Genomic DNA, 11,037 nt, shown 5'->3' with positions numbered 1-11,037 from the left:
GTAGCATCTAGAGGAAATCGGTTCGTACGAACCTTTCCTCGGCCGGATCTATCGGGCCAGATTCTGAAGAAGCGGTCTTGAACTGAACGCACTAAACTTGCTCCCCGGGGAAGAATCTACGATTGAACATCAGTTCCGCCGCGTTGCCGGCACAGGATGAGGCTCTTGCGAATGAGCCAATTCCGAGACCGGCTGCGGCGAAGACCAGAAGACAGTGCACTGTGCCTCAATAGCTTCCATGCGCTCGCAAAACCGCCGGGATCGTTTTCATCATGATAACGATGTCACCCCATGTGCTTTGCTCTCGAACATAGCGCACATCGAGTTCGACCCTTCGGCTATAACTTGTGTCGGTGCGACCGCTGATTTGCCAGAGACCCGTCAATCCGGGCCGGACTTGGATATAGTCGGCAAAGTGGGGACCGTAGAGTTCTACCTCGCTCGGGACGATTGGCCTTGGTCCTACAAGGCTCATGTGGCCAAGTACGACGTTGAAAAGCTGCGGTATTTCATCGATGCTGCTCTTGCGCAAAAGGATCCCAAAAGGCGTTATGCGCGGATCGTTGCGTAACTTGCGCGTGACGTTCCATTCGGCTCGTTCGACGGGGTTGGCGGCAAGGTATCGAACCAGCACCTGTTCGGCGTCGGTTACCATCGTTCTGAACTTGAAGCAGGGGAACATCACGCCATGCCGGCCGATGCGGCGGTGAGCGATAAAGACCGGTCGGCCTTGGATTACCATCAACATTGCGATCATGATCAGTATTATCGGCGACAAGATCACCAATCCTACCAACGCGATAAGGGCGTCGACCGCATATTTAAGATGCAGTGAGAGGCGCCGAGACGACGCAGCGCTTCTGGGGTACTCCGCAGTCCTGTGGTCAACACGGGCGTTCCCAGCGATGACATTGAAATTACCGCGAACATCAAGGTCACTCATCTGCATGCTCCCTACCTTTACGAAAGACAAATGAGTTTGGGCAGATATCGTCCAGCGACATACATAATTAGATTAACAAGGGGTAAATCGTTTGACAATAGACTTATTGCGGCGCAGTATAAGACCATCCTGAAGACGGCACAGTATGATCGAACGTTTTGCGCCGATTTGCAATACAGGTCGGACAAAATGGCAAAAGTATCTCTCTTCTGATAAAGAAGATGTGAGTGCAGTACTTTAATATTCAGTGGGCACGAGTTGCGTTATATCGTGTGTGGGGCGGATATGCATGTAGCAATAGTTCACTATTGGCTGGTAGGCATGCGCGGTGGTGAGAAAGTCCTAGAAGCGCTTTGCAAAATCTACCCTGACGCCGACATCTACACACATGTCTATAATCCATCAGCGATATCCGCCGAGATATCTAAGCACCGCATCCATACGACTTTCATTGACAGGCTTCCGTTCGCCAATCGCCTGTACAAGAAATATCTGCCGCTGATGCCTCTGGCGCTAGAGCAACTAGATCTCAGTGGCTATGATCTGATCATCAGCAGTGAATCTGGCCCTGCCAAAGGTATAATCCCAACATCTCCGGCACCTCATATCTGCTATTGCCATTCGCCAATGCGATATGTCTGGAATATGTACAATCGATACTATAATAGTTCCGACCTGATGACGCGCTTGATGATGCCGCCATTGGCGCATTATTTGCGAACATGGGACGTCGGAACAGCAAGTCGCGTCGACAATTTTATCGCAAATTCAGCGACTGTGGCTCAGCGGATCAAAAGTTACTATCGCCGGGAGGCGCAGGTCATCCACCCACCGGTTGATACCACGGCCTTTCGTCCGGTTCGCGCCGACGAGATCGAGGATTACTACCTGATGGCCGGAGAACTGGTCGGTTACAAGCGACCGGACTTGGCCGTCGAGGCTTTCTCTCGCATGAAGAAAAAATTGATCGTCATCGGCGGCGGCGAAATGCTTGCGCAGCTTCGCAAGTCCGCAGGCCCTACGGTGACATTCATGGGGCCGCAGCCCTTTGAGGTGCTGAGACACCACTACGCGCGCTGCAAAGCTCTTGTGTTTCCAGGAGAGGAGGATTTCGGCATCGTGCCTGTCGAAGCGATGGCGAGCGGCCGACCTGTAGTCGCCTATGGCAGAGGTGGAGCCACCGAAACCGTTGTCGACGGTAAGACCGGCCTGTTCTTTTCAACTCAGACGGTCGAAGCCATCATAGAGGCGATCGAACGTGCCGATCGCGCGGACTTCAATCCTGCCGATGCGGTGGCAAGGGCGTCGGAGTACCGGACCGCGGTTTTTATCGACAAGTTCACATCTCTCGCCAATCAGATCGTATCGCCGAGACAGATCTGGGATGAGCCAAGGAATGTCCGAATTGCGTAACGGTAGATGAGTCCACTGGAGCATCCGATATGAACCCAGGCGTTCCAAGAGGTACCAACGGCGTTTCCGTTGAACGGAGGGCGCGTTCTGGTACAGGTCGCTATCTGGCACTGAAAGCGTATTTTATCATTTTTCTATCGCTGTTGCTCGGCGCGGCATGGTCATCTGCAAGAGCTGACGAATATACGTTGGGTCCCCAGGACGTCATAAGGGTCCGGGTTTTTGAATGGCGGCCTAATGCCGGTGTCGCGTTCGAATGGGCACCTTTAACCGGCGAATTTACTGTATCTGCAGGCGGCAGTCTGTCGCTTCCGATTATCGGGACTGTTCCGGCTGCTGGTAAAACGCTCGAGCAGATATCGAATGTCATCGGCGATCAGCTGCAACGCCAGATCGGCCTTCAGAAGCGCCCCTCAGCCTCCGTAGAAATCTCCACCTATCGGCCGTTCTTCGTCACTGGCATCGTCGCCGCCCCGGGTAAATACAGTTTCATCCCGGGTTTGACGGTGGTGCAGGCGCTCAGCATGGCCGGCGGAACAGGGCATGCCGACACAACCGTAATAGGAGTGCAGCGTGAGGCAATCGTCAGCGAGGGGGAGCTCCGCGAACTGGGTTGGCAGCGCCTAGGGCTGGCCGCTCGACAGGCGCGCGTCGAAGCCGTTCTGAACAATCAGCCGACGATCGTTTTCCCTCAAATCGTCACTACGCGTGCCGATCAGCCCGTCGTGGCAAGAATGATGAGTGATGAAAAGGCGCTTTTTGAGAGCCGGGCACGATCAATGCAGACCGAGCTCGAGGCGCTTGAGCAGGCCAAGTCCCTCGCAACAAGACAGTTGCAAGCTCTAAGAGCGAAGGAGAGCCTGCTTGCACAGCAGATGGAGTTGGCGACCAAAGACCTCAATTCCGTAAACAAGCTTGTCTCACAGGGATTGACGCTATCGTCACGCCAAGTGGGAGCGAGTCAAAACGTTGCAGACCTTGAAAGCAGAGGCTTGGATGTTTCGTTAGCAATCGTCAAAACGCAGCAGGATCTCGCCAAGCTCGATCAACAAGCAACTGATGTAGAAGATAAATACAAACGTGATGCTCTGATAGAGGCAGCAGGTCTTCGAGATAGCCTGGCTTCGATCCTTGAGAAGTCAAAGACAACCCAGGCACTTCTCACGAATATAGAAACTTACGCTCCAACGGTCCTCGGTCCATTGGCGGCGGATAATCAGACAGCTTTCAGCCTAACGATCAGCCGCCAAATCGACGGAAAGATAACGACGCTAGACGTGAATGATGATGACCTCGTCGCACCAGGCGACGTCCTACGCGTCAAAAGACGTAGCGCCACCCCCAACGCAGAGCTCTTCATGAACCAAAAAGATACACAGTGATATTACTTTGAGGGCGGATCAAAGATCGCTGCCATCATCAAAAAAATCTGAATAAAATTCACTTGCCTGGAACATTTCGGGCATGTAACCTTTTTGTATTGTTCATATTAGCGCAAGCAATCAAAGGGCATTTATGGCCTGGGCTTTGGTCATCTCATTCATCATCGGCGCCATCTGCGGGGTGAGGGTACCAGTTTTGATTTTTACTTTCATGATAATCTTGGTGATCGCAGTTTTCGTCGCTACCGGTCTTGGCCTGGGGTACCCGACCTTCCAGGTTTTTTATTGGTCCGTTCTTCTCGCTGCTGTGCTGGAAGCCGGCTACGCAGTCACTCACGGACTTCTTTATCTTATTTATGTAAAGGGGATGTCGCGCAGAGAAAAACGCGCGGGGATAGCGATGAAATCGAAATACTCATCCGATTGATGTAGATAGAATCAACTACATCATCAAAAAATAGACCTATTCAGGACCGTGATTTTATCAATGATTACACATTATGACATCGCATCTGATGGAAATTAATTAAAATTGCTTTAATTTTGAGTGGACAACTTTTTTCAGCCGTGAAATCCTTCAGTTTAGCTCAAATCTGAAGGTGAGCCATCATGCAGGAGATCTACGAGGGAAACCTATACGCGGACCGTAATCCAACTTGGCATGAAGAAGATTCTCCGTGGAAGGCCAGGCATATAGAAGCGATCATCCGCAAAAATGAGCTTAGGTTCGAAACGCTTTGTGAAGTGGGATGCGGAACCGGGGAAATACTGATGAATCTTGCGCGGGCATTTCCGCAGGCACATTTATCAGGGTACGAGATTTCGCCGCACGCATATGAAAGAGCCAGGAATAAAAAATCGGCAAGCGTGACCTTCCATCTCAAGGACTTCGTCGAAGAAGACACCTCTTTCGACATCCTTGTGGTGGCAGACGTCATTGAGCATGTCGAAGACTACATAAAATTTCTCAAAGCGCTCCGATCACGGGGGAGATACAAGGTTTTCCACATTCCCCTGGACCTTTCGGTGCAGTCAGTCCTGCGGGCATGGCCGATCATGAGACTGCGCGCGAATGTCGGCCATCTGCATTACTTCTTTAAAGATACCGCTCTCGCGACCCTTAGGGGCTGCGGCTACAAGATCATTGATAGCAGTTATACGGCAAGTCGCCTTGAACTCCCCCGCCAAGCCTTGAGCAGCCGATTGATGAGGCTTCCGCGACGAACGCTCTATTCCGTCAGCCCCGACTTCGCTGTGCGATTGCTTGGTGGGTATTCCCTGCTCGTCCTCGCTGAATAAGCATTCGGCCTAGAGCCGGATTGGCGAGAAACGCCTGGATATAGCAAGTCAAACACGGTGAGGGACAGCCGCATGAATGCGAAAATCACTTCCGAAAATGTGAGTTCCGCTTCGAGCCGACCGTTGAAGATCCTGTATATTCAGCCCGGGACGTCCACCTTTGCGGGAATAGAGAGGGTTGTGGACACGATATGTACCTGCCTTGCCGACAAATATTCGGATACCTTTGACATAGACGTACTTTATACGTCCGTTCACCAGAATCGACCGAAGGAAGTGCCAAGATACACGGCGATCGATCGGCTTGCTTCTAGCAGGCTCGGATTGATCTGGATCTTGCGCGACGTCATAGCGAGCAAGGATTACAGCTTGGTGGTCGTGCCGCAGATCGAGCCAACCGTGGTCTGCATGGTGGCCTGCATCGGGATCCGCCGGAAATTCGCCGTTTACCTCCACGGCAACCCGCGACTTGAACGGAGCCATATCAAGGCAAAATTGCTTTTTTTCTTGATGAGGGCGTTCTTCGTGTCTCGCGTCGCATCGGTGTTTGGGACTTCGCCTCGTCAACTGGCGGCCTTCAAGACGATGTTTAAAAGCAACCAACCGGATTTTTGGGTCCCAAATCCTGTTCGGAAATTTGATGTCCCCGACGAGATCGCGGCCCGGCAAATAGAAGAAATTCGGTTCATCAATGTCGGGCGGTTTTCCTTCCAAAAAGGACAGGACATCCTGCTGGCAGCCTTTTCTGAACTCCGCAAAGTTCGTAGCAATATCAAACTGAAGATCGTCGGATACGGTCAGGACGAAACGGCACTTCGCGAAAAGATTGAGCGCCTCGGCTTGGAGGACGCCGTTAGCATTGAATATCATCCCGACAACCCTCAGCCCGCTCTGGCGGAAAGTGATGTCTATGTCTCGACGTCAAGATGGGAAGGATGGTCATTGGCGATATGCGAGGCTCTGAGGTTCGGGCTGCCGGTCATAGCGACGGACTGTGAGTTCGGTCCGAGCGATATTCTCATCGATCCGCGCCTTGGCCGGCTTGTGCCGATCGATGATCTCGATGAACTCGTGGAAACGATGGACTATTACTGCCGAAATCTAAATCAGGAAAAAGCGCACGGCCGATTTCGACAGAGTTTCATCGACCGCTTCAGTACCGAGAACGTCGTAGATATTCACGCCGACGCTTTGATGAGTACGGCAACTTCATAACCTTGGGCTATCGGAGGGAGATGATGTCATGGCAAGCTCGTTATCGCGCCGTGAATTCGTGCAGAGGACAGCAGCGGTCGGATTGCTGGGAGCCATTGGATCGGGTTCGGCATCTGCGGCAGTAGAAGACCCAACTCTCAATCGAACACTTGTCTTTGAGGACACGTTCGAGACGATTGATTGGTCTGTTTGGAATGCCGGGCCGAAAGCCGGGACTTGGGACGCCGGGTTTTATGGGCGCTCCGCTTTTGCGAGGCAAGGCGGCGAAGAGGGATTTCTTCCATACTCCATCGTCGATGACGTCAATGCGAGCAAGGGCAAAGCGCTCCAAATTGGTGCGACCTACATGGGCGGGACGATGAAGGTTCCCAAATATTACGGCAACAATCTTCCCGAATTCCAATGGATATCAGGCAACCTTCAAACTGCCCGCCGGGACGGCACGATAACCAAAAGCTGGAGGAAAGGTTATTTCGAAGCAAGGATGCTGTTTCCCGCCCATCCATTGACGTGGCCGGCCTTCTGGATGCTGAACGGGCGGAGTATACTGTTTCCAAAGACAAGTATCGAAATCGATGTGGTCGAGCATAAAGGTTTCGAGCCCGATGTTTATGGCACTTATCTCCATGAGTGGGGAGGAAATGACCAGCATCATGAAAGCACTGGGGTGAAAACGCCGGTTAAATTGACCGGGGGATATTGCCGCTACGGCGTCCTGATTACCGACAGGAGTTGCACGCCCTTTTTTGATCGCCGGCCAGTTACGGATACTCGGACCGGCAAGCCCGCCGAATGGCCCATCACCCGTTCGAAAGAGATGGATGCGAATGGCGACACATTCTGGCCGCTCCTCACGCTTGCCTTAAGAAGTGATGTCCGTTTTCCGGACCCGCTCCTGGACAAGGACAGGTTCACATCCATGCGCGTTGACTATTTCCGCGTTTATATTTGAGTTCTTGATCGTCCCGTGGGAGAGGCGCCGCCGCTGCGCATCCCGCTTGCCGATAGAAAGGCGGTTGCATCTGAATAGGCCCACTGACTGGCAATCCAAGGCATGCTGACCAACCTTGCCAACTGCCTCAATATACTGGCTACACCGATCGATCTAGGAGTCGCATTTCGCAAAACCGGCTATTAGCTGCCGTGAAAACGGCGATTTCAATTGCTCATCCAGAGACAATCAGGAGGACGTAATGGATAATCGTATTGCCACTCTCAAAAAAGCTGCTCTGAACACCAGCAGAATTCTCGCGCACAGAGGTGGGCGAATGTCTCAACTGCTTTATAAGGCAGCTGATGTTTATAGGAAAACTTATAATAACCTAAACTACGATATGAAGACCAACGGTGAATTTTACGTGCTGGACAGGATCGCAAGCACCGCGCCGATAACGGTTTTTGACGTGGGGGCAAACAAGGGAGATTACACAATGGCATGCCTCTCGCGGTTTTCGAGCGCGACAGTGCATTCATTTGAAATAGCTCCACAAACGTTCAGAAAATTGGCCCATAACGTCTCGTCTCCACGCGTCGTCTTAAACGAATTCGGCCTCTCGAATGCCGCCGGTTCTACAGTCTTGCGCTATAATCCTGACGATGACGGTTCATCGTCGATGGTTGAGGGCGACAAGATCCATGATGGCCGCTGGGAGGAGATAACGGTTAGGGTGACGACGGGTGACTGCTACTGCGAACAAAACGCGGTAGATCAAATTGACCTTGTGAAAGTGGATGTAGAAGGCGCGGAGCATCTTGTATTTGAGGGGTTTTCCGGGACCTTTAAAAAAGGAAATATCTCCGCAGTGCAGTTCGAATTCGGAATGGTAAATATATATTCGAAGTTTTTGCTCAAAGATTTTTGGGATTTCTTCTCAAGCCATGGATTCTTGCTTGGTCCTATTATGCCAACGGGTGTTGTCTTTAAAAGTTATAATACACGTGACGAAGATTTTCAGGGGCCTCCAAACTTCTTCGCGGTGCACAAGTCGAAGCCGGCTGTAATCGAAGCTGTCCGTCGCCGCTAATAGAGTCGTTGAATTGGCGCTCTGGATGCCTTGTTGGGTCAAAACGGGCAACTGCGACGTCCCTGGTATCCATCTGGTCTGGGGGCAGACACCGCCGCCCGTGACAAACTACCGAACCGACAAGATCGATGATGCTGCCCTGTGTTTGGCTACGCGTCCGACAGGCTCGTCCTGTGGCACGTCGACAAAAGCACAGAACGCAGGCGAGGATGTTTCCTGTCGCCTCAGGGAGCGCGCTACTACTGCGGGAACAGATAGTCGTGGGCCGCCAAAAGCAGCATGAGGCCAAGGGCTGCCCAGATAAAGGAATGAACGATATGGAACACACAACCTCCATCTCGGCGTTTCGAAAAGTAGAGGGCCCGGACGTTTTTTCTCGGCCGAGCCCTCAACAATCAGTTTGGCTCAGCCCATATGGTGCGGTGCAATCGCCCCGTACATACTTCTTTAGACGCAGGCAAAGAAGTCCTGCTGCTGGAAAACAGACGGGAGCGTGACCGAGGTAAGGTTGATGGCGCCCCCGTTTTGTTCCTTGATGTAGGGCGGATTTCCCTGATGCTTTTCGAAATCAGCGTGGTTGAGGAATGGGAGGAGGGCGGTCCTGGCTGATCGAATTTTGCAGTCCCGGCTTCATCTCAGCCCGCCCTTCCATGGGAGGGGATCAATTTTTCAGCTGAAACAAAGGAAGGCTCAGCTCTGCTATGAGGCCTCCATGGGCATGGTTCCTGACGGAAACTGCCCCGCCCTGTGCTTCCGCCAAGCTGCGCACGACGGCAAGACCAAGCCCAGCCCCACCGGTTTTGCGAGCCCGCGACGGCTCTGACCGGACAAAGGGTTCGAATAGAAGGGCGATCTGGTCATCAGCAATGCCTGGCCCGCTGTCCCGGACGGAGAGGATCGCCATCCCTTGATGTTCCTCAAGCGCGACGTTTGCGACCCGCCCGTACTTCACTGCGTTATCGACAAGGTTCGCGAGAATTCGTCTGACGGCGAGGCGATCGGCCAAAACGAGCAATTCCCGACCTTGCGGCAAGGAGCCAAGGGCCACGTTCCAACCCGATGCCCCCAGATCGACAATCTCCTGCTCAACAAGGGCCACGAGATCAAGAAGCTCTTCATCGAGTGCGCCGACGCCTGCCCGGGCAGTCAGCAGAGCATTGTCGAGAAGATCGATCATATCGGCGATATCGCGGATCGCCTTTTCCCGCTCGGTCGGGTCGGAGATGTGGTCGATCCGCAGGCGTAGGCGCGTTGCGAAGGAGCGTACGTCATGCTGAACGCCGCTGATGAGCGCAAATCGGCCGCTGATCATAGACTGCAGCCGGTTCTGCAACCGCCCGAACGCCTTTACGAGCGCGATGGTTTCCGGCGTCCGGGACGGGATGTTGGCCAACTGCACCGGCTCTCCGGAGGGATCCATCCTGTCAACCGCGGCGGCAAGCTTTGCCAGTGGTCGTATTTCCCGCTGGAGCAGGATGAAGGCGGCCAGCGCAAAAAGCGTCCCCACCAGACCGGCGCCCAGACCGGCCGGAAGACCGAACAATGTCACGATGAACGGCGTTCTTGTTTGCAATCGCGCGACGGCGCCATCGTTCAGCCGCACTCTAAACTCGATGGGGTCTATCACCACTGCTAACAAACGTGGCCGTCTGGCACCGGATCCAGCCGCGTCAAGCCTGCGGATCGAGATCAGCCTGTTTCCCAGAGCGTTGCGATAATCCGAAAACTCCGGCAGATATTCCATATGCTCGCGGATGTTCGGTTCCACCGACATATCGCGCTCTATCTCCGCGGTCAGAACCGATGAACTGACAGCCATCACGAGTTTTTCGCGTGCTTGCGGATCAGCACCTGACAACACGTCCACAATCGTCAGAATCTGAGTAGTGGACGGATAGGTGGCAACACGGCTGAGACCGTTCGACCAGTAGTAAAGCGCGACGAGCGTGATCCAGGCGGTCAGAAGGAACGTCACGCCTATGCCAAGGACCCGAGCGGACAGCCCCAGGCGAAACATCACGATACCTGCCGCACGGGCGCGGTCAGCAGGTAACCGCCGTTGCGGACCGTGGTGATCAACGTATTGCCGGGGCTGAGGCTCTCCAGCTTCTTGCGCAACCGCGAAACCAGGATGTCGACGGTCCTGTCGAGTGGATCGGCGTTACGGCCATGCGTCCAGTCCAGGATCTGATCGCGCGAGAGAACGCGACGGGGGCGCAGCACGAAACATGTGAGAAGATCGAATTCGGCGCTCGTCAGCGTTGCCGGTTCGCCGCCCTCATCAGTGAGTTGGCGCGCATCCAGATCGATGATGAAACGATCGAAACTGTATCGACGGCTTGCTGCCTGGAAAGGCTGAGACTGAGTGCGGCGAAGAAGGGCACGCACGCGTGCAAGGAGTTCACGCGGGCCGAACGGTTTCGAAACGTAGTCGTCGGCGCCGACCTCAAGCCCCACCACCCGATCCATCTCGTCGTTCTTGGCGGTCAGCATCAAAATCGGAAAAGCGCCCTCGGAGCGCATGCGGCGACAAATCGAGAGCCCATCCTCTCCCGGCAGCATCAGGTCGAGGATGATCAGATCCGGCCGGACCCTGCGCAGAACGTCGTCCAGCTCTGCGCCGCTTTCCGCAGTTCGCACGTCGAAGCCTTCGCGCGACAGCAGCGCCGCGACGAGTCGTCTGATCTCCGGATCATCATCCACCACGAGGATTGTACGTACCATGTCTTCCATGGCTGGAAACTGAACCGAAACGCGGGAG

The 11,037-nt window shown here is 53.8% G+C and carries 10 protein-coding genes; 7 read left to right on the top strand and 3 right to left on the bottom strand.

Features of this window, described 5'->3' with window-relative positions:
• Positions 1 to 226: 226 nt before the first annotated feature.
• Positions 227 to 943 carry a sugar transferase gene (locus tag PMI07_RS13000; RefSeq protein WP_007753325.1) on the bottom strand — a complete coding sequence of 239 codons (717 nt, stop codon included), beginning with the start codon at positions 941 to 943 and terminating at the stop codon, positions 227 to 229.
• Positions 944 to 1,264: 321 nt separating this feature from the next.
• Between PMI07_RS13000 and PMI07_RS12995 the strand changes: the two genes are divergently transcribed.
• The 7 genes from PMI07_RS12995 (at position 1,265) to PMI07_RS12965 (ending at position 8,276) form a co-directional block, all read left to right on the top strand.
• Complete coding sequence (locus tag PMI07_RS12995; protein WP_007753343.1) at positions 1,265 to 2,356, top strand: glycosyltransferase; 1,092 nt, start codon at positions 1,265 to 1,267, stop codon at positions 2,354 to 2,356.
• A gap of 29 nt (positions 2,357 to 2,385) precedes the next feature.
• A complete protein-coding gene (locus tag PMI07_RS12990) occupies positions 2,386 to 3,738 on the top strand; it encodes a polysaccharide biosynthesis/export family protein (RefSeq protein ID WP_007753344.1) in 1,353 nt (450 codons plus the stop codon).
• A 133-nt stretch (positions 3,739 to 3,871) separates the two neighbouring features.
• Positions 3,872 to 4,165, top strand: a complete 294-nt coding sequence (locus PMI07_RS12985) for a hypothetical protein (protein WP_007753345.1) — start codon at positions 3,872 to 3,874, stop codon at positions 4,163 to 4,165.
• A 182-nt stretch (positions 4,166 to 4,347) separates the two neighbouring features.
• Positions 4,348 to 5,037 carry a class I SAM-dependent methyltransferase gene (locus PMI07_RS12980; RefSeq protein ID WP_007753346.1) on the top strand — a complete coding sequence of 230 codons (690 nt, stop codon included), beginning with the start codon at positions 4,348 to 4,350 and terminating at the stop codon, positions 5,035 to 5,037.
• Positions 5,038 to 5,109: 72 nt separating this feature from the next.
• Positions 5,110 to 6,252 carry a glycosyltransferase gene (locus PMI07_RS12975; protein WP_007753348.1) on the top strand — a complete coding sequence of 381 codons (1,143 nt, stop codon included), beginning with the start codon at positions 5,110 to 5,112 and terminating at the stop codon, positions 6,250 to 6,252.
• Positions 6,253 to 6,280: 28 nt separating this feature from the next.
• Positions 6,281 to 7,204, top strand: a complete 924-nt coding sequence (locus PMI07_RS12970; protein ID WP_007753349.1) for a family 16 glycosylhydrolase — start codon at positions 6,281 to 6,283, stop codon at positions 7,202 to 7,204.
• 241 nt (positions 7,205 to 7,445) lie between these two features.
• Positions 7,446 to 8,276: an FkbM family methyltransferase gene (locus PMI07_RS12965; RefSeq protein ID WP_007753350.1), complete on the top strand. Its 831-nt coding sequence runs from the start codon at positions 7,446 to 7,448 to the stop codon at positions 8,274 to 8,276.
• Between the two features lie 661 nt (positions 8,277 to 8,937).
• On the opposite strand, the gene PMI07_RS12960 is transcribed toward PMI07_RS12965, so the two are convergent.
• Both PMI07_RS12960 and PMI07_RS12955 read right to left on the bottom strand, forming a co-directional pair.
• Positions 8,938 to 10,293: an ATP-binding protein gene (locus PMI07_RS12960; RefSeq protein WP_007753351.1), complete on the bottom strand. Its 1,356-nt coding sequence runs from the start codon at positions 10,291 to 10,293 to the stop codon at positions 8,938 to 8,940.
• Positions 10,293 to 11,009: a response regulator transcription factor gene (locus tag PMI07_RS12955; protein WP_037086249.1), complete on the bottom strand. Its 717-nt coding sequence runs from the start codon at positions 11,007 to 11,009 to the stop codon at positions 10,293 to 10,295. Before PMI07_RS12955 ends, PMI07_RS12960 begins: the two co-directional genes overlap by 1 nt.
• Between the last annotated feature and the right edge of the window lie 28 nt (positions 11,010 to 11,037).

Source organism: Rhizobium sp. CF080 (assembly GCF_000282095.2).
In the GTDB taxonomy this organism is placed as follows: Bacteria; Pseudomonadota; Alphaproteobacteria; order Rhizobiales; family Rhizobiaceae; genus Neorhizobium.
The sequence above is the reverse complement of the archived record's forward strand: the minus strand, read 5'-3'. Positions and strand labels throughout refer to the sequence as shown.

Coding starts and splice junctions, on each gene's coding strand:
- PMI07_RS12970 (WP_007753349.1), top strand. CDS start 6,281: ATGGCAAGCTCGTTATCGCGCCGTGAATTCGTGCAGAGGACAGCAGCG.
- PMI07_RS12985 (WP_007753345.1), top strand. CDS start 3,872: ATGGCCTGGGCTTTGGTCATCTCATTCATCATCGGCGCCATCTGCGGG.
- PMI07_RS12955 (WP_037086249.1), bottom strand. CDS start 11,009: ATGGAAGACATGGTACGTACAATCCTCGTGGTGGATGATGATCCGGAG.
- PMI07_RS12980 (WP_007753346.1), top strand. CDS start 4,348: ATGCAGGAGATCTACGAGGGAAACCTATACGCGGACCGTAATCCAACT.
- PMI07_RS12960 (WP_007753351.1), bottom strand. CDS start 10,293: ATGTTTCGCCTGGGGCTGTCCGCTCGGGTCCTTGGCATAGGCGTGACG.
- PMI07_RS12990 (WP_007753344.1), top strand. CDS start 2,386: ATGAACCCAGGCGTTCCAAGAGGTACCAACGGCGTTTCCGTTGAACGG.
- PMI07_RS12965 (WP_007753350.1), top strand. CDS start 7,446: ATGGATAATCGTATTGCCACTCTCAAAAAAGCTGCTCTGAACACCAGC.
- PMI07_RS13000 (WP_007753325.1), bottom strand. CDS start 943: ATGAGTGACCTTGATGTTCGCGGTAATTTCAATGTCATCGCTGGGAAC.
- PMI07_RS12975 (WP_007753348.1), top strand. CDS start 5,110: ATGAATGCGAAAATCACTTCCGAAAATGTGAGTTCCGCTTCGAGCCGA.
- PMI07_RS12995 (WP_007753343.1), top strand. CDS start 1,265: ATGCGCGGTGGTGAGAAAGTCCTAGAAGCGCTTTGCAAAATCTACCCT.